Genomic DNA, 24,679 nt, shown 5'->3' on the forward strand with positions numbered 1-24,679 from the left:
CCGGACATCTTGTTTCGACCGAAACGAGTTTAAGCAACGTCGCCCAGCTCTCCGTTTTCAATCTGCTCACGTTCGATACTTTCGAACAGGGCTTTGAAGTTGCCTTCACCAAACCCGTCATCACCTTTGCGCTGAATGAACTCGAAAAAGATCGGTCCAATCACCGTCTTTGAGAAAATCTGAAGCAGAATACGGGTCTCACCGCCGCCCACCACGCCTTCGCCGTCGATCAGGATGCCGTGTTTCATCATCTCATCTTTTGGCTCGTCGTGATCTTTCACGCGATCATAGGACATGTCGTAGTAGGCCTCGTTCGGGCCGGGCATGAATTTCAGACCCCGACCGGCAATCTCGTCGACCGAGGCGTAGATGTTCTCGGTCCCAACGGCGATGTGCTGAATGCCTTCGCCTTTGTATTTCTCAAGATAGGCCACGATCTGACCTTTCTCGCCACGGTCTTCATTGATCGGAATGCGGATTTTGCCGCAGGGCGACGTTAGCGCGCGGCTGAACAACCCGCTATGCTTGCCCTGAATATCAAAGAAGCGGATTTCTTCGAAATTGAACAGGTTACCATAAAATTTGAACCACACATCCATGTTGCCCTTGAACACATTGTGGGTCAGGTGATCGAGGTAATAGAAGCCAACACCTTTCGGGTGAGCGTTGGATATCCAATCAAACTCGTCATTATACGCGCTGGTGTCAAAATACTGGTCAATGAAATAGATCAGCGAGTCGCCGATGCCGTAGATCGCGGGCACGTCCATCGCCTTGCCGTCGCCATCATAGGGTTTGGCCCCCATTTTCACAGCATGGTCAAACGCGTGATCAGCATCAACAACCCGCCATCCCATCGACGGCGCACAAGGGCCGTGTTCTGCGATGAACTTCGCAGCGTGGCTGCCCGGTTCGATATTGATCAGATAGGTCACATCGCCCTGTTGCCACAGCTCGATGTTGCGGGTCTTGTGATTGGCGGTGTGCGCGAACCCCATCTTGGTGAACAGATCACGCAGCTCTTGCGGCTCTGGATGGGCAAACTCGACAAATTCAAACCCGTCGGTTCCGGCGGGGTTCTTTTCGCTGATTTCAGCGCGCGGGGCATCATGTGGAAACGGACCCATATTGGCTCACTCCTGTTCGTTCACGTGTTATGGAGCTAGTATCGGGCATTACTTGCGACTTTTCTGCGCGTTCTTTACATATTGAATGCAAAATCATGCGTGATATACGCACAAAATTCCGGTTTACGCAGGTATCACGCACATGGACACAACTGACCGACGATTACTGAAAGCCCTACAACAGAATGCACAGCTGACGGCGCAGGAGCTCGGCGAACAATTGAACCTGTCTGCCAGTCAGGCCGGTCGGCGGCGCCAACGTCTAGAGGAGCAAGGCTTTATCCGTTCTTACACCGCGCGCCTTGACCCCGCGCGATTGGGGTTGCAGGTGCAGGCCTTTGTACAGGTGCAGATGGAAAGCCAATCGCCTGAAGCTGCGCGCGCGTTCCTGCGTCTGGTCGACTTGCGGCCCGAGGTCACATCGGTTTGGACCCTGACCGGCAACGCAGATTATCTGATGCGGGTCTATTGCACTGATTTGGCCGCGCTAAACGTGTTGATTCACGAGGTGCTGTTGCCGCATCCCTCTGTTGCACGGGTTCAAAGCCAGATCGTGTTGGACCACGTCAAACAAGACGCACCATTGCCAACTGATCACGGGTGATCGCGCCAAACCCATGATCACGAAATATTTCACTTAGGCTTTCGGCGCCGCATGTATTATCGCCTAGGTCATGGCTTACAATTACGATGCACTCTACAGCGAAACCCCAGACGCCCTTGGTGCGCCGACGGACGTCTTTGTCCGGTTCTTCAATCAGTTTGACCGTGACAACGCGTGCATCTTGGATGTCGGCTGTGGGCAAGGTCGGGATGCCTTGTTCATCGCAAGGCTTGGACACCGTGTCGTCGGCGTTGACCTGTCCCCTCATGGCATTCAAGATTTGGAGGCAGCGGCTCAGAAGGAAAATCTGGACATAACTGGCATCGTCGCCGACCTGACGGGCTATGCCCCAGGGGACACGTATGACGTGATCCTGATCGACCGAACCCTGCACATGTTAACGCGTGCCGCCCGGCAGGACTTACTTGCAAGGCTGCTTGATCACGTCGAGCCTAACGGCTGGGTGTTAATCGCGGATGAAGCATCGAACATTGTCGATTTCGAACAGGTCATTTCTGACCACAGCGCCACTTGGACAACCAAGTATGGTGAGCGTGGCTATTTGTTCGTGCAGCGCGACTGATCCGGGTTACGCGTCAGACACACCTGCCTCTGCGAACGTCGCCATACCCGAGTGGCAGGCTACCGCACCTTGCAGGATGCCAATAGCCAAGGCCGCGCCCGACCCTTCGCCAAGACGCATACCCAAGGACAACAGTGGCTCTTTGCCCAATGCGTCCAAAACTTTGCCATGCGCAGCCTCGGCGGATGCATGACCTGCAACTGCATGATCCAGAGCGGAGGGTGACATCGCGTTCAAGCAAGCCGCAGCGGCCGAGCAAATGAACCCGTCGATGATCACCGGAATGCCGTCCACACGTGCGCGTGCAATGGCGCCTGCCATGCCGGCAACCTCGCGACCACCCAGACAACGCAGCGCTTCTGCGCCATCCGATTTTGCGGTCGGATTGGCAACCAACCCTTCAGACACAACGCGCGCTTTTAGCGCCACGCCTGCGTCGTCGACACCGGTGCCGCGTCCGACCCAGTCAGCAGCCTCACCGCCGAAAAGTGCATAGGCGATGGCGGCGGCAGAGGTCGTGTTGCCGATGCCCATCTCGCCGGTGACCAACAGGTCGGTATCCGCATCAACCGCATTCCAACCGGTCAGAAGCGCGTCTACAACCTCGGCTTCACTCATTGCCGGGCCTTGGGTGAAATCTGCGGTGGGGGTGTCCAGTGAAAGCGCGTGGACGTCCATTTTTGCACCGAACGTCTTCGATAGCTGGTTAATCGCTGCGCCACCATGCTGGAAGTTCAGGACCATTTGCTCGGTCACCTCCGCCGGAAAGGCCGAGACGCCCTGAGCGGTCACACCGTGGTTGCCCGCAAAGACAATCACTTGCGGAGCGTTGATCGACGGGCGACCCGTGCCGCGCCAGCCGCCATACCAGATGGCCAGATCCTCAAGCCGCCCTAACGCGCCGGGTGGTTTCGTCAGTTGGCCATTGCGTTCCTCGGCCGCTGCACGTGCGGTGCCATCCGTGTTTGGTGCGTCCGCCAAAAGGGCTTTGAAGTCCGCAAGCGATTTGAATGGCATGGAGGTCATGGCGTCGTTCCCGATTGATTCCCGTTCCCACCCTCTTTACCCATGGGACAAGCACCAAACCAGACTGCAAAAGACCAAATATGACCAAAGACGACACAGGACATCGTAGCGTAGGGCCACTTGCCGCCGCTCAGGACATTCCTGCGGCGATTGGGCTTTTGACGCGTCTCCCCATACGGGTGGACACAAAAATGGCGATGCAACGAGGCGCGCGTGCAGCCTGGGCTTGGCCGCTTGTTGGTCTCATTCCAGCGATACTATCTGCGATGGTTGGATTCGCAGCTCTGGCCTGCGGAACCCCTGCCCTTTGGGCGGCGGCTCTAGCGTTGGTCGCGCAAGTGATGGTCACGGGCGCCATGCACGAAGATGGGCTGGCAGATACGGCTGACGGATTGTGGGGGGGCGCAACCAAAACCCGCCGGTTAGAGATCATGAAGGACAGCCGAATTGGGGCTTATGGGGTAATCGCTTTGGTTCTGTCGTTGCTGCTACGGGCCACAGCTCTAGCCGCTGTCTTACCAACGTATGGCGCGTTCTGGGCCATCGTCGTCACCGGACTGGTCAGCCGTGTGCCGATGGTCTGGATGATGGCATTCATGAAAAATGCACGCGATGGCGGCTTGTCGAAATCGGTCGGACAAGTCCCGCACAATACAGCGTTCCTGGCGCTTGGCATTTCAGCGCTCGCAGCTCTGTTTCTGACGCCCTACGCAGTCGTGGCTTTGGTTTTCTGGATCGGGTTAGCTGTCATCCTGCTGGCATTCATTGCGAAGCAAAAGATCGGTGGGCAGACCGGAGACATCCTTGGCGCGAGCCAGCAAGTCACTGAAATTGCTTCTCTCGCTGTTTTTGCAGCTCTGTTGGCCTAACAAAAAACCGCCGCTCGGACGTCCCGAACGGCGGTAAAACGAAAAGTTTCTTGGCGTTAGGCCGCAGCAGCGCGCGACTGCAATACGTCGCCGATCTTATCCTGAGCGGCCAGTTCATCACCACCACCCACAGCCGCGACTTCGCGGGTCAAACGCTCCAACGCAGCTTCGTAAAGCTGACGCTCGGAATAGCTTTGCTCGCGCTGATCGTCTGTGCGGTGCAGGTCACGGACAACCTCGGCAATCGCAATCAGATCGCCAGAGTTGATCTTTTGTTCGTATTCCTGCGCCCGGCGCGACCACATGGCGCGTTTCACACGGGCTTTGCCTTTGAGCGTTTTCATCGCGTGGGCGATTTCATCCGCACTGGCAAGACTGCGCATGCCAACTTCGGTTGCCTTATGCGTGGGCACCCGCAGCGTCATCTTGTCTTTTTCGAACGCAATGACGAAAAGCTCAAGATTGATCCCAGCGACTTCCTGCTCTTCGACCGAGACGATCTTGCCAACGCCATGGGCGGGATAGACCACAAACTCGTTCGGGCGGAAATCCAGCTTTTTCTTGCTCATATAACGCATCCTTCGCGTGACTGTTACATTTCATGGTCAGAGATATGCTGAACGACCGGGCGACAAAAGCACCGCAGGGTAAAACTTACCCATCGGTGCGATATCATTTTTCGGTACGTTCCACCTGTTTCGGTGATGCTTGCCCCAACATTATCGCCACTATCATAGCATAAATTTCATCCCCCTAAAAGCGCCGCAGTGCGGCAAGGGGTGTTTCTTGTTCTGTTTCTGACAGTTAGGAAACTGACTGACGGTCAAATAACACCGGTATTACACGGTATCTCGCACCCAAACGAATCACTGATCCGCAGGCGCTTCCGAGAAGTACTTTTCCATCTTTCCTTCTTCGCCATCACGCTCTTCCGCGTCTGGCAGGGGGTCTTTGCGCTCGATAATCACCGGCCAAAGCTCCGAGTATTTGCGGTTGAATTCAACCCAGCTTTCGGTGCCCGGCTCGGTGTCTGCACGGATCGCATCGGCCGGACATTCGGGTTCGCACACGCCGCAATCAATGCATTCATCGGGGTGGATCACCAGCATGTTCTCACCCTCGTAGAAACAATCTACGGGGCACACTTCGACACAGTCGGTGTATTTGCAGGCGATGCAATTGTCTTGAACGACATAGGTCATGTTGGCACCTCACTTTGGCTCACCGCCCCCAATATTGCAGGCAGCAGCATCATTCAAGCATTCCTCTGCGCGAAAGAAGCATGTTGCGACGATCTTTCTTAGTTGGACGGCCTTTGCGACCCGTTTTTGGCGCTGGTGCAATATCGGGTGGAACAGAATTCTCGCGCGGGGTGGGTGGATCAAGGTCATCGTAGAGCGCTTGCGCCTCGGGCGCAGGTCCGCGCCGGGTGGAAAGCGCCAATATGCGGATCACCCGCACCTGCTTTCCTTGCGGGAATGTCAACACATCCCCTGCCCCGATGCTGTGGGACGGTTTCGAGACTTTGTTGCTATTCACCCGCAAGTGGCCTGCCGAAATCAGCTTGGTCGCAATCCCACGAGTTTTGAAGAACCGCGCGTGCCACAACCATTTGTCGGCACGCATTTTGGGGCCATGAGGGTCCGGTACGGTGGGCAAAGGGGCGGCGTCACCGCCCCCTGTTTGATCGTTCTTAGCCAATCAGCCCTTTTCCTTAAGCGCCAACAAGGCCGCGAAAGGATTGTCGGGATCAATGGCTTTTTCTTTCCTCGGACCGGACTGATAGCTCTTAGGCTTGTTGTCGCGTGGACCTTTGCGGGGTCCCTGACCACGTTTGCCCGGCTTACCGCCTTGCTTGCCACCCGGTTTTCCACCCTGTTTGCCGCGCGGTCGATCACCTTGTGCCTGGTCGCCGCGAGGTTTGCCACCACGTGCGCGGGCGAACCCACCCCAAGTGAAGGTATAGAAGACCTCCATTTCGGGTGCTTCTTCCGCAGCCGGTTCGGATGCCTCGACAGCGGGTTCAGCTTCGGCAACAGCCTCGACCGGAGCGGGTGTTTCTTCAGACGCTTCTTCAGCCGAGGTATCTGCGGGTGTTTCCTCTGCCTTGACCTCACCTTCGGGCGCAGCAGCAGGATCAATCTGTTTCACCTTAACGCGTTCGTCCTTAGCGGCTTTATAGCCAAGACCAGACATCAGATCCGCGAACTGCTCCAGCGTCATACCAGTGATCGACAGCATGTCGGCTTTCGCCTCAAACCCGCCACGGCTGTCTTCAGCGCGCAGTTGGTCGGCCAAACGCTCCAGCATATCAATACGGATCGCGCGGGTGCCGGCAGGGCGATAGCCCGACAGCATATAGGCGCTGTGATCGACACCTTCGATGACCGGAATGGTCACCAGACCGGGCGGAGGCGATTCAGGAAACTCTGACAGGTCTTTGAAAAGACTGTCCAAAACGAGTCGTAGCCGCGTCGGCGCGGGTTTCAGAAGAAGCGGCATAAAGATGGTGAACTGGCCAAACCGAACACCGTGCTTACGTAATGCGGCGCGCGCATCTTGGTCCAGCTCTTTCACTTCTTGAGCAACTTGATCGCGCGGGATGATCCCCAGTGCTTCGATCATACGGAAGCCGAAGCCACGGGCCAAACCGGTCAGTGTTTCGTCTTTTTCGATGTTCGACAGTGGTTCGAACAAAGCCTGCACCTTGCGGTCGATAAAGTGTTGCAGACGGCGTGTCACCTTCTCAGTCACATCATCGCCTGCTTCTTCATCTACAAACGCATGCGCGCGCGGCTTTTGAAGCTCGTCACCTTTCACCAGCTTGCCGACGGCAAGTTCGCCCCACATCAGGCCACCCTGCTCGGTGAAATCAAGTTCGGTGTCAGGTGCGTTATAGAAGCGATCTGCACGCAGATGGAATTCCGGCGCGAGCGCTTTCAGGCTGGCCGCACGAAGCGTTTTCGCTTCTTCCGGGCTTTGGGCAGTGTCCTGACTGAACTGGAATCCCTCCAGTCGGCCAACAAATTGGCCTTCAACCGTCACTTCACCTTTGTCATTCACGTCAGCCACGAGGCTCTCCTTCTGCTTCAACCGCCGCAGCAATACAGATGTGCGGCGATCAACAAATCTTTTGGTCAGGGCGCTGTGTAACGCATCCGACAGGCGATCTTCTACAGCACGAGTCTCTCCGCGCCAATGGGCAACATCGTCTAACCAGTCGCGACGCTGCGCCACATATGTCCAAGTGCGAATGTAGGCCAAGCGTTTGGAAAGGGTATCAATATCGCCTTCGGTCCTGTCGATACGTTTCACTTGCCGGGCAAACCAGTCCGCGCGAACACGGCCATGTTCATGGATATCACTGAAAATGCTGGTGATCAGACCGGCGTGTTCTGCATGGCTGATGCCGCGAAAATCAGGCATGCGGCAGGTGTCCCACAACAGGGCCACGGACCGCCCGTCTGTGGCGCGCGCAACGACCTCTGCGTCTTCAGCCAGCATCTTCAGGGCCACCATATCATCCGCATCCCGCGCCCGTGTCAGCCAATCGTTCAAAGTCGGCATTTCAAGTGAGCGGATAAGTGCCTGAATATTGCCGAACGCATGATCAGCGTTCCGCCAACACAGCTTCCGGATCGGCGTGAAGGAATGGGATGTAATCGCCTCGGCCATTTCGTCGGACATGGGGGCAACATCGCCTGTCACACCGAACGAGCCATGTTTCATGTACCGCCCTGCCCGCCCGGCGATCTGCGCCAGTTCGTTCGGGGCCAGTTGCCGCATCCGGCGCCCGTCGAACTTGGACAAGGCCGAGAATGCGACATGGTCGATATCAAGGTTCAACCCCATCCCGATGGCGTCGGTGGCAATCAGGTAGTCGACCTCGCCGTTTTGGTACATCTCGACCTGAGCGTTGCGCGTGCGCGGGCTGAGCGCGCCCATGACAACGGCAACGCCACCTTTCTGGCGGCGCATCAGCTCGGCGATGGCATAGAGGTTATCGACCGAGAAACCGACGATCGCGGAGCGACCCGGCATCCGGCTGAGTTTTTTCGAGCCCGAATGCACAAGCTCAGAGAATCGCTCGCGATACAGAAACTGCACATCCGGCACCAAACCGGCGATGGCGCTGCGCATGGTGTCAGAGCCCATGAACAGCGTTTCCTGCGTGCCGCGCATATGAAGCAAGCGATCGGTGAACACATGTCCACGTTCTGGGTCGGCGCAAAGCTGGATTTCATCAATGGCGACGAACTCACAACCCAGGCCGGGCGGCATCGCTTCGACAGTGGCGACCCAATATTGGGCGCGCTCCGGCACGATGCGTTCCTCGCCGGTGACCAAAGCCACCGCATTGGGGCCACGTAAGGCGACGAGCTTGTCGTACACCTCGCGTGCCAAAAGGCGCAAAGGCAGGCCGATGACGCCTGTGCGATAGCCCAGCATCCGTTCTAAAGCATAGTGGGTTTTGCCAGTGTTGGTGGGCCCAAGCACGGCAGTGATCCGCGGGCCACCCCGCGCGCTGTCCGAGACCATGCTACACCCTTTCACGCCTGCATTCGGGAACGCTTACACCGCGTCCTATCCGATCAGATATCCTGTCCGCTCGCGGTTTCAAGCCGCTTAACGGCTTCTTTTACGCGCGGGCTTTGCGGATGTATAGCAAGGGAATACTGAAACGCCTGAAGCGCTCGATCAGGATCGCCAAGCTGTTCAAGGATCAACCCCAGTCCTGATAACGCACCAAAATGACGCGGCTCCAGCGTCAGGGTGCGCGCGATGTCATCCAAAGACAATCCAAGCTGCCCTGACAGATAAAACGCCGTTGCGCGCGCATTCCACCCTTCAGCAAATTCGGGGGCATGATCGGTCAAAGCCGTCAGGTGTTCGATCGCAGCGTCGAGATCCCCCTCGTCCATTGCGTCGCGACCACGCGCCAGCAGGAGATCGAACGTATCGGACCCTGATCGGGACCAGAGGTCCCAAATCTCCTCCTCCAAAGCCTTCCAGTTCGTCTCGTCCGCGTTTGCCAGAAGCGTAAAAAGGTTATCGAGTTCGTCACTATGGGGCGAGCTAAGGTAATTCCCGCCCTCTGGCACGGTTGGTGCTGTGGTGGACTGCGCGAGTACGCGTCCCGGCAGACCTTCGCTTAAGCCAAGAATCAAACCCACGATAAGAAATGCTCGTAACATACCCAATAATACCTCTTACGGGACGGGTTCACAGACACTTTTGCGTGCGAACCCGCCCAGACTTAACGGCCCAGAACAAATTCCCATGCGTCACTTGTAAGAAAAGCGATTTACGCCTTTATCAACACTGCGTTAGCATCCCTTTGATAATGACGCCTATGTTGGGCAGCAAATGGAGGACGACACGTGAGTGACGTGATCAATGCGGCGGTGACCGCTCTGAACGAGAAAATTGAAGGCGGCTTTGACGGCGGCACAGCAAAATTTGTGCTGAACGGCGAAGGCTCAATCATCGTGGATGGTGACGGCGCGCGCGCAGGCGACGACGACGCAGATGTAACGCTGACCGCAGATGCTGACGTATTTCAGGACATGCTGTCGGGCGAATTGAACCCAACAACCGCCTTCATGACCGGTAAGCTGTCGGTGGATGGCAATATGGGTTTAGCCATGCAGTTGGGCTCGGCTCTCGGCTAAACACGCACAACCATGCGGGAGGCCCCGATGCAAGACGCACCCCTTTTCAACGACATCGCGAACGGCCCACCCGGCGGGCGTGCCGTTTGGCGTTCAACGTCGGATGGGGTGCGCATACGGGTGGCGCACTGGCCCCGCAAAGCGGATACGCCAGAAAACGGCATCGGGAATGGCACGGTATTGCTGTTTCCCGGTCGAACGGAATACGTCGAGAAATACGGCCTGAACGCATCTGAATTGACCGCGCGCGGCTTCGACGTCTTGTGCATTGACTGGCGTGGTCAGGGATTGTCGGACCGTCCGGACGAAGAGCGGGTTCTGGGCCATGTCGGCCACTTTGATGAGTACCAGCTTGATCTGGCCGAGATGATCGCGCTGGCGCAGGAACTTTCTCTGCCGCGACCTTTCACGCTGTTGGGTCATTCGATGGGCGGCTGTATCGGATTGCGTGCATTACACAACGGGTTGGACGTGTCAGGTGCTTGTTTCTCGGGTCCGATGTGGGGGATTGTGATGTCACCCGCTATCCGCCCGGTGGCATGGGGCAGTTCGTGGGCGATGCACCAAACCCCGCTGAAAATGACATTGGCGCCCGGCACAAAGCGGCAAACCTATGTGCTGGCGGAACCCTTCAAGGACAACATGCTGACCACGCAAATTGATATGTGGAAAGCGATGCAAATGCAGGCCGTCGCACACCCCGAACTTACGCTGGGCGGGCCAACAATGGGTTGGCTTTATGCTGCGTTGACTGAAATGCGTGAGTTGGCTCAGATGCCAGCCCCGTCTGTACCTGCCGTGACTTTGCTTGGGTCAAACGAACGCATCGTCGAAATGGACCCGATACATGCGCTGATGGACCGGTGGCCGAACGGACGGTTGGAAGTTCTGGACGGGCTTGAACACGAAGTTCTGATGGAAGCACCAGAAATCCGAGAGCGGGTCTATGCCTCGATCGAGGCATTGTCTCAACCCGCGCAGGCCGGGTCGGTGGCCTGACGCTCTTCGCTTTGGCTACGTCACTTTTCGGCTTTTCTGCATCGCTTGCAGTTGTGCCACCAACGCACGGGTCGAACCGTCCAACCCATCGCCCGCCTCGCGCCCGGACACCACCGGTTCCAGCGCGACGGCAAGCTCCTTGCCAAGCTCCACCCCCCACTGGTCGAAGGAATTAATCCCAAGGATCACCCCCTCGACAAAGACGCGGTGCTCGTAGAGCGCGATGATTTTTCCAAGTATTTCAGGGGTTAGAAACGGATAGACCAGTGTGGTCGACGGTCGATTGCCGGGGAAAACCCGATGCGCGGCCTGACGCTCCAGCTCATCACCCGTGTAGTCCTTGGCCGCCATCATCTCGCGCGCCACGTCCATCGAACGCCCGACCATAAGCGCCTGGGACTGCGCCAGACAATTGGCCATCAACAGCCGATGCTGATGCTCCAGTTCAGGCTCATGACCAGACGCGCCCACCATGAATTCGCACGGAATAATGTCGGTGCCCTGATGGATCAACTGATAGAATGCATGCTGCCCATTGGTCCCCGGCTCGCCCCAAACCACGGGGCCAGACACCACGTCCAACGTGCTGCCATCCAGGGCCACGCGCTTGCCGTTGCTCTCCATCTCCAATTGCTGAAGATAGGCAGGCAGGCGGGCCAGCCGTTGTTCGTAAGGCAGAACGGCGCGGGTCGGATAGCCGCAAATCTGGCGGTGCCATATCCCCACAAGCGCCAGCATAAGGGGCATGTTGTCGCGACCTTCGGCGGTGCGGAAATGGGCATCCATCGCCCGCGCACCCTCTAGCATCTGGTCGAACCGATCCGGACCAATCGCAATCATCAGCGACAGTCCAATTGGACCCCACATGGAATAGCGCCCACCAACCCAATCCTCGAACCCAAAGACACGTTCACCGGCGATGCCCCACTCGGCCGTTTTTTCGGTATTCGACGAAAGCGCCGCGAAATGAAGGCCAACGGCGTCTTGACCAACCTCGCGTGCCAACCAGTCGCGCGCCGTGGCAGCGTTTGTCATAGTTTCAATGGTGGTGAAGGTTTTTGAGGCAACGATCACCAAGGTCTCGGCCGGGTTCAGGCCTGCCAACACATCCGCGATCTGCGCCCCATCCACGTTGGACACGAAATGAACGCGCGGCCCGTCGTGATAGGGCGACATCGCTTGTGTGGCCATCGCAGGGCCAAGATCGGAGCCTCCGATCCCGATATTGACCACATCGCGAAACCGCCCCCCGCCGGGCGCACGGATCAAGCCTGCCCGAAGGCGCGAGGCAAAATCGCGCATCCGCGCCAGTGTATGGTGAACGCCGGGAACGATGTCCTCACCGTCTACAAAAATCTCAGCCTCACCGCCCGCGCGCAGAGCGACATGCAACACCGCGCGATCCTCGGTCAGATTGATTTTCTCACCCGAGAACATGGCCGCACGCTTGTTATCAAGCCCAGAAGCGTGCGCTACCGAAAAAAGAAGCTCAACCGCTTCGTCATCAAGTCCGGTCTTAGACCAATCAAAGATCACCTCACCAGCGCGGGTCGAATACCGTGCAGCTCGGGTCTCATCTTTGAACAGATCTGCAATGCGCCGATCTTTGGTCTGCGCGCAATGCGCCTTTAGCTCTTGAAACATAACAAAATTCCCTAACCCAACGTCGACCAATACGGATCTACTCGGCCCAATGAACGGTCATGTCACCCAGAACCGCCTTGACCGGCGCGTCGAACGCATCTTCGGCCTCCAGCGCGGACGCAAGGGCCGCACGCTTGGCCTGCCCCATGATCAGAAGGTGCTTTGACATAGCCCCGTTGAGCACAGGCGCAGTCAACGTGATGCGCGGCTCTGGCGCACCCGGTGCGCGCATCGGCAGAATCGCGGGGGCGCTATGTGACAGACCTTCGGTCAATAAGTCGGCGCCCGGAAACAGGCTGGCCGTGTGCATGTCCTCGCCCATACCAAGCAACACGACCGACAATGGCGTCGCCTGCATTACCCCGGCCGAGAGCGCATCAAGACTTTCTTCAGGCCTGTCCGTACCGCCATAGAGCGGGACCAGACTGGCAGCAGAGGCCTTGTCCACCAACAGGCGGTTTTTCAAAAGCGCCGTGTTTGAGCGAGGGTTATCCTCGGGCACCCAACGTTCATCCGTCAACATGACATCCACCCGCGCCCAATCCAGATCAACCGCTGACAGCGCGTCAAACACAGGCCCCGGCGTGGTCCCACCGGGCACTGCGATAGATGCGCGATCTTCGTGGTCCAGCATAGATGACAGTTCCGACGCAATCTTATCCGCCAAATCCAACATCATCATGTCACGATCGGCATATTCGACCAGTTTCATTCGCGAATCTCCCTCCAGCGGCGTCCATCTTTGTGCAGAAGCATAAGCGCCTCTTCCGGCCCAGACGAGAAAGGATCATAAAGCGCGGGTTTATCGCGGCGCTCTTTCCATCCTTCGATAATGGGATCGGTCCATGCCCAAGCCGCTTCGACCTCGTCTCCGCGCATGAACAACGTCTGGTTGCCACGGATCACGTCCATAATTAGCCGTTCATAGGCATCAGGACTATCGGCTGCCTCTTCCCCCAACGCATCGGCAAAGGTCATATCAAGCGGCACGTCGATCAGACGCATCCCACCCAAGCCAGGCTCTTTAATCGTAACCTTCAGATCCATTCCTTCGTTCGGCTGAAGTCGGATCGAAAGCTCGTTCGCAGTTTGGCCGGTGTCTTCCTCGAAAATCGAATGCGGTGGCTCTTTGAAACGCACTACAATTTCGGACATCCGATCACGCAGACGTTTTCCTGTGCGCAGGTAGAAAGGTGTTCCATTCCAACGCCAGTTTGAGATCTGCAGCTTCATCGCCACGAAGCTCTCGGTCGTGCTGGCATCTGCATCCGCATCTTCGAGGTAGGACACAACATCATCATTTCCACGATACTGTCCGCGAACGATATCTTCGGGCGAGACCGGGTCTAATGCACGGATAATCTTGAGCTTTTCGTCGCGCACGGCGTTGGGTTCAAACTTCGACGGTGGTTCCATCGCAGTCAGGCACAAAAGCTGCATCAAGTGGTTTTGCACCATGTCGCGCATCGCGCCGGACTTGTCATAGTAACTGCCGCGCCCTTCGACCCCGACGGTTTCAGCGACCGTGATTTGAATGTGGTCAACGTACTGCGCATTCCAAAGTGGTTCGAACAACATGTTTCCGAAACGCAGAGCCATCAGGTTCTGCACGGTCTCTTTTCCCAGATAGTGGTCGATCCGGTAAATCTGATGTTCCGCGAAATGCTTGGCCAAGCTTTCATTCAGCGCGCGCGCCGTTGCCTCGTCATGGCCGAAGGGTTTTTCCACCACAATCCGCGCATCCGCGCCTGCGATTTCGTATTTGTGGAGCCGTTCTGCAATCGCACCAAACAAGCTTGGCCCGACTGAGAAATAGAACGCCTGTACCCGTTCATGATCAGATAGCGCCTTGAGATCAGGCCAACCCTGATCCCCCAATGCGTCCAGCTGAACGAAGTGAAGGCGTTTAAGAAACGCCTTCAAAACCTTGGAATCACATTTCTTTTCGGAAACAAACTCCCGCACGGCGGCATCAACGAACTTACGATATCCGTCGGTATCCATCTCGCCACGCGCAGCGCCAATGATGCGGGCATCTTCGGGCATCTGCCCATCTAAAAAACGGCGATAGAGGCCGGGCAGGATTTTACGACGGGCCAGATCGCCCGTGCCTCCGAAAATCACCAGATCGAAGGGATCAACAGGAATGACGCGCGAGACCATGGGCTACTCCAACTCTTGTTAGCGCTAACGGGTTCTGACACGGTGTCTATCCGCCCACGCGTCAAAAGTCTAGCATTCATGGACCCAACCACAAGCGAAAGTGGCGCAGCGAATTATGTCGTCATCACGCACAACAGCTCAAACATGATCGAAGCGCCAAGATAGGCGGTTGCACCGCTTGCATCAAAGGGCGGCGATACCTCGACCAGATCGGCGCCAACAATGTTCACGCCCTTCAATTCCCTCACAACCTCAAGGGCTTGAAAGGAATTCGGGCCGCCCACCTCTGGCGTGCCCGTACCCGGGGCGAAGGCAGGATCAACGAAATCAATGTCATAGCTGACATAGGTGTCGCCTTCCCCGGCAATGTCGCGCGCTTCAGCCATAACATCTGACACGCCGCGCTTATGAAATTCTTCAATGGCAATCACCCGAATGCCGACGCTTTCGGCAAAATCCCGGTCCTCACTGTCATAAGCGGTGCCCCGAATGCCAATCATGACGACGCGTTTGGGGTCCAACAGCCCCTCTTCAACCGCGCGCCGGAATGGGGTGCCGTGCGTGTACATCGTGCCATCGAAATACGAGTGAAACAGATCGGTGTGGCTATCGAAATGGATCATGCCCAGCGGGCCGTCGTTGGCCATCGCGCGTAGGATTGGCAAGGTACACAGATGATCACCGCCACCGGTCAGCGGGCGGACACCTGCGGTTTTAACTTTGCCATAGAAAGCCTCCATCCGCTTCAAACTGTCCATCACATCGGCCGGGTTCGGCGCGACATCCCCCAGGTCTGCGCAATTTGTGGCCTCGAACGGGCGCACGCCGGTTGCCCCATTCTGTGCGCGGATCATAGTGGACATATCGCGAAGCTGTCTTGGTCCGTGGCGCGGCCCCGGCCGGTTGGTCGTGCCGCCATCCCATGGGGCGCCAATCAGACCGATCTGGACTTCAGAAAATCGAGGGTGGTCAAAATCCACAAATGGCAGGCGCATGAACGTTGGCACACCGGCGAAGCGCGGCAGGTCAAAACCTGAAATCGGCGTAAAAAAAGGATCGGGCATTTTGGGCTCCTGCTGTGTCACCGCGGGCTAGCGTGCAATCCTTGCCCAGTCACGTCCAGTCATGCGTCGAGTTCGGCGTCCCAATAAAGGAAGTCCATCCAGCTTTCATGCAAGTGCCCCGGTGGGAATTTACGCCCAGTGTTGCGCAGCTCTTCTGCGGCAGGCTGGCGAGGTGGGCGGCGCAACGACAGGCCGGAAAACCGCAAGGGCTTTGAGCCTTTTCTGAGATTGCAGCGCTGACAGGCCGCGACGACATTCTCCCAGCTTGTGACCCCGCCAGCAGCACGAGGGACCACATGGTCAAAGGTCAGATCGCCCTTTGCACCGCAGTACTGACAGCAAAACTCGTCCCTTAAGAACAAGTTGAACCGCGTAAAGGCCACGCGCTTTTGGGGTTTCACATAGTCTTTCAGAACGACGACCGACGGGATGCGAATTTCAAGCGATGGGCTTCGGACAACCTCGTCATATTCGGCTAAGATATTGACCCGGTCCAACACCGCAGCCTTCACCGCCTCCTGCCACGGCCAAAGTGACAAGGGGTAATAGGATAACGGCCTGTAGTCCGCGTTCAGCACCAAGGCCGAGTGGTTCTTCACCCCGCCCGTTTCGCGCACAAAATCCGTTCTAAAGTCTCCGTCCATGGCCCAAACAATCCTCGCCCGTATACGCCGCTTTGCGGCTTATCGGGGCGGGGACGCCCGCCCCATGCTTCAAGGTCGACTATATATAGGTGAGCCAACCTGACAAGCCCCATGATCTGGGGTCGGGAAACGGGTAACGTTTGGATGTATCAGCGGTGTGACAGATGCTTATTTGGGCTGTTCTTTGGGCTCAATGCCCAACCGGTCCTGAATAAAGCTGAGCGCGACAGACAGACCATCCATCGCGATACCATGGCCTGTGCCCTTCATTATGAAGCCGTAGGTTTCAAACCCATTGGCCTGAAGGATTTCACCACTTTCCGAGAAGTGCCCGGGCGGCACCATGTCGTCCTGATCGCCATGCACCAAAAGAACCGGCGGTTTTGATTTGATGTGATCCGCAAACTGATCCGGCTCCAGCATGCGGCCAGAAAATGCAACGATACCGGCAATCGGATCGTCGCGGCGCGGCAGCACACGCAGTGCCATCATGGTCCCTTGCGAGAACCCGAACACGATAAGCTGCTCCGGGTTTATGCCTTCGTCCTCAAGCACTTGATCCAAGAAAGCATCGATGTCGCTGGCGGCCTGGTTGGCGCCAATCATGCTGTCTTCTTCGGATGATCCATCAAGCCATGGGATCGGGAACCACTGGAACCCGCCGGGATTGCCCGCGCATTTCTCGGGTGCATCGGGCGCGATGAATGTGGTGTCTGGCAAGTGTTCGGACAAGGGGTCGGAGAGCCCCAACAGGTCATCGCCATTGGCGCCGTAGCCATGCAGGAACACCACCACCGAGTTTGTTTCGCCCGAAGCGGCCTCGCGCCGTTTCACATCCAATATCCGGTCCATCAGCGGATCCCTTCCCGTTGCTTTTCCAGACGGTAATAGGCCCAGAGCAACCGGGCCGCAACGCCTCTCCACGGGGACCAGTCAGCAGCCATCGCGCGCATAGCTTTGTCCTTCGGTCGTTCTGGTAGATCAAACAGCAGTTTCGCGGCCTCTTGCAGGGCAAGATCGCCCGCCGGAAAGATGTCGGCACGGGCGAGCGCAAACAGCGCGTATATCTCAGCTGTCCATAGTCCGATGCCGGGCACAGCGGTTAGGGTTTTGATCACCTCATCCGATGGTAAATTACGCAACGCCGGGTAGTCGATCCCAGCCTCCGCCAGCGCAAAAGCATAGCGGATTTTCGGGCGCGACAGGCCAAGATCAGCCAAATCTTGATGCGAGGCCTGCATCACAGCCTTGGGCGTAACCATCCCTGCCCCTTCGACCCGCGCCCAAATTGCCGCTGCCGACGCGGTCGAGACCTGCTGGCCAACAATGGCGAAAATCAAGGCTTCGAACCCATCGTCACGAAGACGCAACGGGATTTCATCAATCGCATCTACGACAGGCTGGAACCGCGGTTCGGCTTCGCACAACCAGTATGCACCCTCGTTCAGACACGCTGCACCTTCGATCAGGCGCTCAGTTTTTTCAGCCAAGCCAACGCATCCTTTGGGGTTTCAACGTGATCGCAATCAAGGCGTTCGGGCCGCTCCTGCAACGCCACCGGGATATTCAATGCACGGGCGGCATCAAGCTTGGCCCGCGTCGGACCGCCAGAGTTCTTGGACACAACCCAGTCAATTGCGTAGGTCTTGAGAAGCCGCATCTCATAGGCCAACACAAAGGGCGGCTGGCCAATGATCCACCCGCCTTCATAGGGAAAGGGGTCGTCTGTTCGGTCCACCCGCCGACAAAACAGCGTGCGCCCCTTCGCCAAGCCCGACCATTGGCCGATGGACTGCGCGCCGGTTGCCAAAAATACCCGCGCGCCCTTGGGGATCATCTTCACGATGTCTTTTTCGGTTGCGCCGCTGCGCCAAAGGTCACCATCTTGCGGCTGCCATGCGGGGCGCAACAGGCGCAGATACGGAAGGCCCAGACGCTCGGCGATGGTTAGACTGCGGTTCGAAATCTGTGTTGCAAACGGATGGGTTGCATCGACAACGGCATCAAATTCCCCATCTTTCAGGAAACGTTCTTGTGCATCCTCACCGCCAAAGCCACCACGGCGGGTCTTGATCGGCAACCCTCGCGGCGCATCAGTAACACCTGCCAAAGACGCAACAGCGTCGACACCCTCGTTGGCCATCAAACCAGCCAATGCCTGTGCGTCGGACGTTCCCGCAAGCAAAAGCGTCTTCAATCGGCGCGCGCGATGACCGCGCCCTTTCGGTCTATCATCACGATGTCCAAGGTGACATCGGCGTCTCTTAGCATCTTGGCGGCCTCATCACGAGCTTTCGAAGCGATAAGCTTAGCCATGGTATTTCCATGTTTTTCATATGCTTGCAGGGCGGTGTTCATAGATTTCACGTCAGGGTCCCCCAACCAATCGGCCAGTGTGTCAAAATTCACCTGACTGCGGCCAGAGTGCAGATCACGCGCGCCTTGGGCCAGTTTGGTCAGTTTCCCAATCCCACCGCCAATCGTCGCGTGCTCTACCGGATGGCGAGCCAGATACTTCAACACTCCCCCAACAAAATCCCCCATATCAAGCATTGCACCATCCGATAGGCCATAAAGCGCCTGTACGGTGCGCTCGGACGTGGCGCCTGTGCAGCCCGCCACATGGGTCAAACCCTCGGCCCGGGCCACGTCGATGCCACGATGGATCGAGGCGATCCACGCCGCACAGGAAAACGGACGCACGATGCCGGTTGTGCCAAGGATCGACAGGCCCCCTTTGATGCCAAGACGCGGGTTCCACGTCTTTTGGGCCAGCGCCTCGCCGTCCCGTACGGAAATGGTGATGTCGACATCGGTGCTTTGTCCAAAAGCCTCCGCCGTCTCATGGATCACCCACTTCATCATCTGACGCGGTACGGGGTTGATCGCAGGTTCTCCGACTGGGATTGGAAGGCCGGGCTTTGTGACGGTGCCCACGCCCTCGCCTGCAAGAAAGCGAATGCCCTGCCCGCTGGCCGCATCGGCGACATGTGCACGGATCAAAGCGCCATGCGTGACATCCGGGTCGTCACCGGCGTCCTTGATGATTGCGGCTTCGGACCAGTTATCGCCTGTGGCTTGTTCCTCGACAGCGAATATCGGCGTCTCACCCTTCGGCAAAGTGATGGTCACCTCCCCCGGTACACCCCGCCCCCATAGGCCGTGCAACGCGGCTTTCACAGCGGCGGTCGCGCAAGCGCCTGTGGTCCAGCCACGGCGCAGTTTGGGGGGCAAATCACTGTTCATCGCGCCGACTATAGGCTGAGGCGCGCGCGCCGCCAATCCACCGATTGAGGTCGCAAGAGCGCTTTTCGCCGACGCGTGCGCGGTGCATAAGGGGCGCATGAGCGACTCGCAGACATATACGCCACCCAAATTGCCCGGCACCAACTGGCCAGAGATGCAGCCCGGCTGGGTCTGGCTGTGTGGTGCAGGCCCCGGCGATCCGGGTCTTTTGACGATCCACGCGGTCAACGCGTTGTCGCAGGCGGATGTGATCGTGCATGATGCCTTGGTGTCGCCCGAAATCCTATCGTGGTCACGTCCCGAGGCCGAGGTGATCTATGCCGGCAAACGCGGCGGCAAGCCTTCGGCCAAACAGCGCGACATCTCGCTTCGCCTGGTCGATCTGGCGCGCGAGGGCAAGAAAGTGCTGCGCCTGAAGGGTGGAGATCCGTTCGTGTTCGGGCGTGGTGGCGAAGAAGGCCAGACGCTTGTGCAACATGGCGTCCCGATCCGCATCATTCCTGGCATCTCGGCTGGGATTGGCGGGCTGGCCTATGCGGGCATTCCCGTAACACACCGTGATGTGAACCAATCCGTGACCTTTGTCACCGGCCATGATCAGTCGGGCAACGCCACGGGGTCGCTTGATTGGCAGGCGATCGCGCGCGGCTCTCAGGTTATCGTGATCTATATGGGCATGAAGCACCTGGACCGCATTCGAACGTCTCTGATTGAGGCTGGGCGGCCAACCGACGAGCCTGTCGCCATCACCTCGAACGCGACCACACCCGAGCAACGCGTGCTGGAAACCACCCTTGGCACTTGCGTTGAGGATGCCGCGCGCGAGGGGCTTGGTGCCCCGGCGATCATCTGCGTCGGTCGTGCCGTTTTGATGCGTCAAGCGTTGGACTGGCAGGCGTTAGCCGCCGGGATGGAGCCGCGCGACACCGATCCACTTGGCCGGGGTCGCCCTGCCGAGGATCGGTAATGGCATCGTCCAAACAATCGGGTCTGATCCTATCCGCCCCGTCCTCGGGCAGCGGAAAAACCACCCTGATATTGGGGCTTTTGCGCGCCTTGGCGCGCAGAGGAGTTGATGTGAGCGGCGCCAAGTCCGGCCCCGACTACATTGACCCCCGCTTTCACGCCGCGGCCTGCGGACGCGAATGCCCCAACCTAGATGCCTGGGCGATGTCCCAGGACCGAGTTCAGAGGCTGGCCAATGATGGCGCTGAACTGCTGCTGATCGAAGGCGCTATGGGGCTGTTTGACGGTGCACCGCCAGATGGGCGCGGCGCGTCAGCGGACCTTGCGCGTATACTGCGTCTGCCCGTTATTCTGGTGCTGGATTGCGCACGATTGGCACATTCAATCGCCCCAATCGTCAATGGGTTTGCGATGCACGACCCCGATGTGCAGGTTGCCGGCGTGATCCTGAACAATGTCGGCAGCCCTCGTCACGAAGCGATGCTACGTGCGGCGCTGCAAGACAGCCTGATCCCGGTGTTGGGGGCTGTGTATCGGCAGACAGGGATGGAGCATCCGTCGCGCCACTTGGGGTTGGTTCAGGCAGGCGAACATCCCGATCTACAGGCCTATTTGGAGCGCGTGGCCGATGCGGTGGAAGCAGCGATTGACCTAGATGCTCTAATCGCGCTGAGCGGACCGGTCGCCCAGACAGACAGCCCAGCCCGGCGTCTGAAAGCGCCTGGACAACGCATCGCCGTGGCGTCAGACAAGGCTTTCGCCTTTGCCTATCCTCACATCCTTGCAGATTGGCAAGACGATGGGGCAGAGGTCGTGCCCTTCTCGCCCCTAGCCGACGAAGCGCCCGACCCGCGCGCGGACTTCATCTTTCTGCCCGGTGGGTATCCCGAACTGCATGCCGAAAAGCTGGCCGCTGCCGACGCGTTCAAAGCAGGGATGCGCGCCGCCAACTGCCCCATTTACGGGGAATGCGGCGGATACATGACGCTTGGTCGCGCGATCACCGATAAGGACGGAAAACGCCACGAGATGCTCGGCCTACTTGCGCTTGAAACCAGTTTCGCCAAACGCAAACTCCACCTTGGGTATCGGTCGGTGCATGCAGACAATGGCCCCTTTCCCGGAGCGTGGCGCGCGCATGAATTTCACTACGCCTCCACTCTGCTGGCCGAAGGCACGCCGCTTTTTCAGGCACATGATGCCGAGGGCAACCCGCTTGCGCCCATGGGCCTTATCAATAGCAATGTTTCTGGCAGTTTCACGCATTTGATCGACCGGGCCTGATATCGCGACCACATGCCTCTCGTATCGGTACAATTTCGCACTGGTCAAACCAAAGCGGCATAGATACGCATATGCGCATGAGTGACGCGACCCGCCCCATAGAACCGGCCCAAGCTGATGATGCCCGTGCAAAGCGCAATGTGACCGTTTTAGTATTGGCTCAGGCGATTTTGGGATCGCAAATGCCGATGATCTTCACCATGGCGGGCCTTGCGGGGCAGTCTCTGGCGTCGAACCTATGCTGGGCGACATTGCCCATTTCGTTGATGGTCGCCGGGTCAATGGTCTTTGCCAACCCGGTCAGCTGGGTGATGCAAACTTATGGCCGTCGCGTTGGCTTCTGGCTGGGCACGACAGGCGGGTCTGTTGGCGCTGCTATTTGCGCCTACGCACTGGCGCAAGCAGATTTTGGTATCTTCCTGTTCGGGTCTTTTTTGCTGGGACTTTACCAATCTGCGCAAGGGTTCTTGCGGTTTGCCGCGGCAGACACGGCGTCCGACGCGTTCCGTCCCAAAGCGATTTCTTATGTTATGGCGGGCGGGTTAGCAGCTGCCGTGATTGGCCCACAACTTTTCAACCTGACCAACGATATGATGGTGGTTCCCTTTCTGGGCGCTTACCTTGTAATCATTGCGATCAACGTCTTGGGATCGTTCCTGTTTTTGGCTTTGGATATCCCCAAGCCAGTGCCCCTGCACAAGGACGCCCCCCGGGGGCGCACCCGCCGAGAGCTGTTGCGTGATCCGGTGATCGTAGTGGCAATCATTTGCGGAATGGTCTCCTACGCACTGATGAACTTGGTTATGACCTCAACTCCGTTGGCGGTGGTTGGCTGCGGGTTCGAGACGGACATGGCGGGCAATGTTGTGACGGCCCATGTTTTGGCGATGTTTGTACCCAGCTTTTTTACGGGCCACCTGATCGCCCGGTTTGGGGTCCGCAAGATCATCGCGCTGGGTCTGTTGATCCTTGGGATGGCGGGCGTCGTTGCATTGCAAGGCGTCGAGCTGGAGAACTTCTTCATCGCCCTGATCTTGCTGGGACTTGGTTGGAATTTTGGTTTTATTGGTGCCACCAGCATGTTGGCAGGCGCACACGCACCCGAAGAGCGTGGACGTGTACAGGGCATGAACGACATGATTGTCTTTGGCTGCGTCACCGTCGCTTCGCTTGCGTCAGGCGGATTGATGAATTGCTCGGGCGGTACAGCCGTTGAAGGCTGGAGTGCCGTCAACTTGGCAATGGTCCCGTTTTTGGCTCTGGCAGGGGCTTCGCTGATTTGGCTGACCTTGCGTCCCGAAGAAGCCTAACCCGCCCCAGCCAGCTTGCTGCGATCAATCCTTGTGCTGTCCTTCGGAGATCGCCGTTGCTTGGTGTCGCGGACAGGTTTCATGGCAGCCGTGCGAAAAGCACGGGGTCACGTTGGATGCCAAGCCGCTATCCTCTAGCGTTGTGCGGCTCTTTGCGATCACGTCCTTCAACATTTGCGGCGAGATCTTCGACTTAAACTGGATGCCCGCGAAATAGGCATTTGTCCACTTCACTTGTCCCCTGGTGTTGTGCCCACAAAAAAACAAGTCAAACCACATCCGTTCGGCGTGTTCAGGCGCGACCTCAACCTTCATGCCGGAACGGTTGATGTCCAGAATGTTGGTGATCGTGCACTGTGCGCCGCGCGACATCAATAAAGGTGTGCGGCATACCAGACGAGTTGTCCGATCCCTCAGCCCCCAATGGAAGGCCAGCCCAGCACCGATGATCAGTGCCAATACCACCGCAACTGATGCACCGATTACGACCGGCGATGCACGCTTTAACCTATCCACCGCTTGTCCGGTTAAGGTATCTGAGACGGCCAGTGGCTTAGCCGTTCCACCAACAATCGCCTGCTTATCCGTACGACAGCCAAACAGCGGCGCAATGCGGTCCAGATCGCCTAATATGGCCGGCAGGTTGTGGCGAAGGTTCGCAGCAACCATTGCGTTGTCCAATTGTGGTCGTCCCGTTACCCGGTCCAGTGCAGATATCACCGGGAATAGGGCGTCAGAGCTGCCGACGTTCGATCGATTTATGCGCCTGAGATGCGCGGAAACAAGGGCAACATGGGCCATCGTTTCATACGGATCAGCAAGAGTGTCGGCTGAGGCCAGTCTCTGCTGATCCAGCCTGACTTTACTGATCGAACCACAGAGCTGCGCGTCATTCGCCATCAGCGGTCTGGCGGACGTCGCTATTAGCAGCGCAAAGAGGATGTATGAGAATAAATATCGGGACGCGAAATGCATAATGTGCACCACTTTGCCCGATTTTCCTTAGAAAGTTGTTAAAGCTACAAGCACCCGTTCCAGCCCCTGGGGGGCGAGACGTCCTCGCCGCAGCCATCAACAGTCAAGGCCTCCTGTCCGGCAGATCCGCGCTTCACAGGTATAGCCATCGCGACATGCGCAGCCTCACGCCCGCAGAGCTCAAGGTAAGGAGAATCCCGGGTCGCGCCTATTCGACCCGCCCACGACGCCCACCACGCCGCTTGGGCGTCGCTTGATCTTCCAGCGCGGCTTTCAAAACCGCTGTCATTGGGTGATCGGAATTGCTGGGGCCGTAGTGGTCCAGTAGCGCGACGATGTTGTCACGCTGCGACGCCCCGTGATCATCAAACAGCGCCCAATCCAAAAAAATCGAGCGGCATTCGCCATCCGAGATCCCTTCGATCCGGTAGCTTTCGCGGATCAACCCGCGCGGGTCGACTTGGCTGTTAAGATCACTCATGACGTATCTCCTGATGCCCGGC

General features: G+C 57.8%; 26 protein-coding genes. 8 read left to right on the forward strand and 18 right to left on the reverse strand.

Features of this window, described 5'->3' with window-relative positions; translation table 11 throughout:
• Positions 1-29 precede the first annotated feature (29 nt).
• Positions 30-1,127 carry a 4-hydroxyphenylpyruvate dioxygenase gene (hppD, locus tag V6N04_RS04200; protein ID WP_371168880.1) on the reverse strand — a complete coding sequence of 366 codons (1,098 nt, stop codon included), beginning with the start codon at positions 1,125-1,127 and terminating at the stop codon, positions 30-32.
• Between the two features lie 142 nt (positions 1,128-1,269).
• Between hppD and V6N04_RS04205 the strand changes: the two genes are divergently transcribed.
• Both V6N04_RS04205 and V6N04_RS04210 read left to right on the forward strand, forming a co-directional pair.
• The gene (locus tag V6N04_RS04205; protein ID WP_371168881.1) at positions 1,270-1,731 is read left to right on the forward strand and encodes an Lrp/AsnC family transcriptional regulator; all 462 of its coding nucleotides are present in this window, start codon (positions 1,270-1,272) and stop codon (positions 1,729-1,731) included.
• Positions 1,732-1,801: 70 nt separating this feature from the next.
• Positions 1,802-2,314 (forward strand): class I SAM-dependent methyltransferase, encoded by a 513-nt coding sequence (locus V6N04_RS04210; protein WP_371168882.1) that lies wholly within the window; start codon positions 1,802-1,804, stop codon positions 2,312-2,314.
• A 6-nt stretch (positions 2,315-2,320) separates the two neighbouring features.
• Here V6N04_RS04210 and cobT read toward each other — a convergent pair whose 3' ends face one another.
• Entirely contained in the window at positions 2,321-3,340 is a 1,020-nt protein-coding gene (cobT, locus tag V6N04_RS04215; RefSeq protein ID WP_371168883.1) for a nicotinate-nucleotide--dimethylbenzimidazole phosphoribosyltransferase, read from the reverse strand.
• Positions 3,341-3,420: 80 nt separating this feature from the next.
• On the opposite strand from cobT, the gene cobS reads away from it, so the two are divergent.
• Positions 3,421-4,209, forward strand: coding sequence for an adenosylcobinamide-GDP ribazoletransferase (gene cobS / locus V6N04_RS04220; RefSeq protein WP_371168884.1), 789 nt, complete (start codon positions 3,421-3,423; stop codon positions 4,207-4,209).
• 56 nt (positions 4,210-4,265) lie between these two features.
• On the opposite strand, the gene V6N04_RS04225 is transcribed toward cobS, so the two are convergent.
• The 5 genes from V6N04_RS04225 to V6N04_RS04245 all read right to left on the reverse strand — a co-directional run bounded on the left by V6N04_RS04225 (position 4,266) and on the right by V6N04_RS04245 (position 9,404).
• Positions 4,266-4,778: a CarD family transcriptional regulator gene (locus V6N04_RS04225; protein WP_371168885.1), complete on the reverse strand. Its 513-nt coding sequence runs from the start codon at positions 4,776-4,778 to the stop codon at positions 4,266-4,268.
• A 297-nt stretch (positions 4,779-5,075) separates the two neighbouring features.
• Positions 5,076-5,411: a ferredoxin FdxA gene (gene fdxA / locus V6N04_RS04230; protein WP_371168886.1), complete on the reverse strand. Its 336-nt coding sequence runs from the start codon at positions 5,409-5,411 to the stop codon at positions 5,076-5,078.
• A gap of 49 nt (positions 5,412-5,460) precedes the next feature.
• Positions 5,461-5,835 (reverse strand): RNA-binding S4 domain-containing protein, encoded by a 375-nt coding sequence (locus tag V6N04_RS04235; protein ID WP_371169164.1) that lies wholly within the window; start codon positions 5,833-5,835, stop codon positions 5,461-5,463.
• 75 nt (positions 5,836-5,910) lie between these two features.
• Entirely contained in the window at positions 5,911-8,748 is a 2,838-nt protein-coding gene (locus V6N04_RS04240) for a helicase-related protein (protein ID WP_371168887.1), read from the reverse strand.
• A 53-nt stretch (positions 8,749-8,801) separates the two neighbouring features.
• A complete protein-coding gene (locus V6N04_RS04245; RefSeq protein WP_371168888.1) occupies positions 8,802-9,404 on the reverse strand; it encodes a tetratricopeptide repeat protein in 603 nt (200 codons plus the stop codon).
• A 186-nt stretch (positions 9,405-9,590) separates the two neighbouring features.
• Between V6N04_RS04245 and V6N04_RS04250 the strand changes: the two genes are divergently transcribed.
• A complete protein-coding gene (locus V6N04_RS04250) occupies positions 9,591-9,881 on the forward strand; it encodes an SCP2 sterol-binding domain-containing protein (protein ID WP_371168889.1) in 291 nt (96 codons plus the stop codon).
• A 27-nt stretch (positions 9,882-9,908) separates the two neighbouring features.
• On the forward strand, positions 9,909-10,880 hold the full coding sequence (locus tag V6N04_RS04255) for an alpha/beta fold hydrolase (RefSeq protein WP_371168890.1): 972 nt from the start codon (positions 9,909-9,911) through the stop codon (positions 10,878-10,880).
• Positions 10,881-10,895: 15 nt separating this feature from the next.
• Here V6N04_RS04255 and pgi read toward each other — a convergent pair whose 3' ends face one another.
• The 9 genes from pgi to V6N04_RS04300 all read right to left on the reverse strand — a co-directional run bounded on the left by pgi (position 10,896) and on the right by V6N04_RS04300 (position 19,641).
• The gene (pgi, locus tag V6N04_RS04260; RefSeq protein WP_371168891.1) at positions 10,896-12,524 is read right to left on the reverse strand and encodes a glucose-6-phosphate isomerase; all 1,629 of its coding nucleotides are present in this window, start codon (positions 12,522-12,524) and stop codon (positions 10,896-10,898) included.
• A 37-nt stretch (positions 12,525-12,561) separates the two neighbouring features.
• Positions 12,562-13,236, reverse strand: a complete 675-nt coding sequence (gene pgl / locus V6N04_RS04265; RefSeq protein ID WP_371168892.1) for a 6-phosphogluconolactonase — start codon at positions 13,234-13,236, stop codon at positions 12,562-12,564.
• Positions 13,233-14,687, reverse strand: coding sequence for a glucose-6-phosphate dehydrogenase (gene zwf, locus V6N04_RS04270; protein ID WP_371168893.1), 1,455 nt, complete (start codon positions 14,685-14,687; stop codon positions 13,233-13,235). Before zwf ends, pgl begins: the two co-directional genes overlap by 4 nt.
• Before the next feature lie 113 nt (positions 14,688-14,800).
• On the reverse strand, positions 14,801-15,751 hold the full coding sequence (speB, locus tag V6N04_RS04275; RefSeq protein ID WP_371168894.1) for an agmatinase: 951 nt from the start codon (positions 15,749-15,751) through the stop codon (positions 14,801-14,803).
• 59 nt (positions 15,752-15,810) lie between these two features.
• Positions 15,811-16,395, reverse strand: a complete 585-nt coding sequence (locus V6N04_RS04280) for an HNH endonuclease (RefSeq protein ID WP_371168895.1) — start codon at positions 16,393-16,395, stop codon at positions 15,811-15,813.
• Positions 16,396-16,563: 168 nt separating this feature from the next.
• The gene (locus tag V6N04_RS04285) at positions 16,564-17,247 is read right to left on the reverse strand and encodes an alpha/beta hydrolase (protein ID WP_371168896.1); all 684 of its coding nucleotides are present in this window, start codon (positions 17,245-17,247) and stop codon (positions 16,564-16,566) included.
• On the reverse strand, positions 17,247-17,885 hold the full coding sequence (locus V6N04_RS04290) for a DNA-3-methyladenine glycosylase family protein (RefSeq protein ID WP_371168897.1): 639 nt from the start codon (positions 17,883-17,885) through the stop codon (positions 17,247-17,249). The genes V6N04_RS04285 and V6N04_RS04290 overlap by 1 nt, the downstream gene beginning before the upstream one ends.
• Positions 17,861-18,592, reverse strand: coding sequence for a precorrin-6A/cobalt-precorrin-6A reductase (locus V6N04_RS04295; protein ID WP_371168898.1), 732 nt, complete (start codon positions 18,590-18,592; stop codon positions 17,861-17,863). The genes V6N04_RS04290 and V6N04_RS04295 overlap by 25 nt, the downstream gene beginning before the upstream one ends.
• Positions 18,589-19,641, reverse strand: a complete 1,053-nt coding sequence (locus V6N04_RS04300; RefSeq protein ID WP_371169165.1) for a cobalt-precorrin-5B (C(1))-methyltransferase — start codon at positions 19,639-19,641, stop codon at positions 18,589-18,591. The genes V6N04_RS04295 and V6N04_RS04300 overlap by 4 nt, the downstream gene beginning before the upstream one ends.
• Positions 19,642-19,738: 97 nt before the next feature.
• Here V6N04_RS04300 and cobA point away from each other — a divergent pair, with 97 nt between their 5' ends.
• The 3 genes from cobA to V6N04_RS04315 all read left to right on the forward strand — a co-directional run bounded on the left by cobA (position 19,739) and on the right by V6N04_RS04315 (position 23,201).
• Positions 19,739-20,608 carry a uroporphyrinogen-III C-methyltransferase gene (cobA, locus tag V6N04_RS04305; RefSeq protein ID WP_371168899.1) on the forward strand — a complete coding sequence of 290 codons (870 nt, stop codon included), beginning with the start codon at positions 19,739-19,741 and terminating at the stop codon, positions 20,606-20,608.
• Positions 20,608-21,891 (forward strand): cobyrinic acid a,c-diamide synthase CobB, encoded by a 1,284-nt coding sequence (locus V6N04_RS04310; protein ID WP_371168900.1) that lies wholly within the window; start codon positions 20,608-20,610, stop codon positions 21,889-21,891. Before cobA ends, V6N04_RS04310 begins: the two co-directional genes overlap by 1 nt.
• Positions 21,892-21,968: 77 nt before the next feature.
• Complete coding sequence (locus V6N04_RS04315; RefSeq protein WP_371168901.1) at positions 21,969-23,201, forward strand: MFS transporter; 1,233 nt, start codon at positions 21,969-21,971, stop codon at positions 23,199-23,201.
• Positions 23,202-23,225: 24 nt separating this feature from the next.
• Here the strand turns inward: V6N04_RS04315 and V6N04_RS04320 are convergent, their stop codons facing one another.
• Positions 23,226-24,101, reverse strand: coding sequence for a hypothetical protein (locus V6N04_RS04320; RefSeq protein WP_371168902.1), 876 nt, complete (start codon positions 24,099-24,101; stop codon positions 23,226-23,228).
• Between the two features lie 283 nt (positions 24,102-24,384).
• Positions 24,385-24,657, reverse strand: a complete 273-nt coding sequence (locus V6N04_RS04325) for a hypothetical protein (protein ID WP_371168903.1) — start codon at positions 24,655-24,657, stop codon at positions 24,385-24,387.
• Positions 24,658-24,679 lie beyond the last annotated feature (22 nt).

This window comes from Aliiroseovarius conchicola, assembly GCF_041403445.1.
In the GTDB taxonomy this organism is placed as follows: Bacteria; Pseudomonadota; Alphaproteobacteria; order Rhodobacterales; family Rhodobacteraceae; genus Aliiroseovarius; species Aliiroseovarius conchicola.

Bases quoted from the DNA above. Each gene is read 5' to 3' on its own strand.
- V6N04_RS04245 (WP_371168888.1), bottom strand. From the start codon at position 9,404: ATGTTACGAGCATTTCTTATCGTGGGTTTGATTCTTGGCTTAAGCGAA.
- V6N04_RS04280 (WP_371168895.1), bottom strand. From the start codon at position 16,395: ATGGACGGAGACTTTAGAACGGATTTTGTGCGCGAAACGGGCGGGGTG.
- cobS (WP_371168884.1), top strand. From the start codon at position 3,421: ATGACCAAAGACGACACAGGACATCGTAGCGTAGGGCCACTTGCCGCC.
- V6N04_RS04320 (WP_371168902.1), bottom strand. From the start codon at position 24,101: ATGGCGAATGACGCGCAGCTCTGTGGTTCGATCAGTAAAGTCAGGCTG.
- zwf (WP_371168893.1), bottom strand. From the start codon at position 14,687: ATGGTCTCGCGCGTCATTCCTGTTGATCCCTTCGATCTGGTGATTTTC.
- cobA (WP_371168899.1), top strand. From the start codon at position 19,739: ATGAGCGACTCGCAGACATATACGCCACCCAAATTGCCCGGCACCAAC.
- V6N04_RS04225 (WP_371168885.1), bottom strand. From the start codon at position 4,778: ATGAGCAAGAAAAAGCTGGATTTCCGCCCGAACGAGTTTGTGGTCTAT.
- V6N04_RS04315 (WP_371168901.1), top strand. From the start codon at position 21,969: ATGAGTGACGCGACCCGCCCCATAGAACCGGCCCAAGCTGATGATGCC.
- V6N04_RS04310 (WP_371168900.1), top strand. From the start codon at position 20,608: ATGGCATCGTCCAAACAATCGGGTCTGATCCTATCCGCCCCGTCCTCG.
- V6N04_RS04325 (WP_371168903.1), bottom strand. From the start codon at position 24,657: ATGAGTGATCTTAACAGCCAAGTCGACCCGCGCGGGTTGATCCGCGAA.
- V6N04_RS04235 (WP_371169164.1), bottom strand. From the start codon at position 5,835: ATGCGTGCCGACAAATGGTTGTGGCACGCGCGGTTCTTCAAAACTCGT.
- V6N04_RS04210 (WP_371168882.1), top strand. From the start codon at position 1,802: ATGGCTTACAATTACGATGCACTCTACAGCGAAACCCCAGACGCCCTT.
- speB (WP_371168894.1), bottom strand. From the start codon at position 15,751: ATGCCCGATCCTTTTTTTACGCCGATTTCAGGTTTTGACCTGCCGCGC.
- V6N04_RS04205 (WP_371168881.1), top strand. From the start codon at position 1,270: ATGGACACAACTGACCGACGATTACTGAAAGCCCTACAACAGAATGCA.
- cobT (WP_371168883.1), bottom strand. From the start codon at position 3,340: ATGACCTCCATGCCATTCAAATCGCTTGCGGACTTCAAAGCCCTTTTG.
- hppD (WP_371168880.1), bottom strand. From the start codon at position 1,127: ATGGGTCCGTTTCCACATGATGCCCCGCGCGCTGAAATCAGCGAAAAG.
- pgl (WP_371168892.1), bottom strand. From the start codon at position 13,236: ATGAAACTGGTCGAATATGCCGATCGTGACATGATGATGTTGGATTTG.
- V6N04_RS04285 (WP_371168896.1), bottom strand. From the start codon at position 17,247: ATGGACCGGATATTGGATGTGAAACGGCGCGAGGCCGCTTCGGGCGAA.
- pgi (WP_371168891.1), bottom strand. From the start codon at position 12,524: ATGTTTCAAGAGCTAAAGGCGCATTGCGCGCAGACCAAAGATCGGCGC.
- fdxA (WP_371168886.1), bottom strand. From the start codon at position 5,411: ATGACCTATGTCGTTCAAGACAATTGCATCGCCTGCAAATACACCGAC.
- V6N04_RS04300 (WP_371169165.1), bottom strand. From the start codon at position 19,641: ATGAACAGTGATTTGCCCCCCAAACTGCGCCGTGGCTGGACCACAGGC.
- V6N04_RS04255 (WP_371168890.1), top strand. From the start codon at position 9,909: ATGCAAGACGCACCCCTTTTCAACGACATCGCGAACGGCCCACCCGGC.
- V6N04_RS04240 (WP_371168887.1), bottom strand. From the start codon at position 8,748: ATGGTCTCGGACAGCGCGCGGGGTGGCCCGCGGATCACTGCCGTGCTT.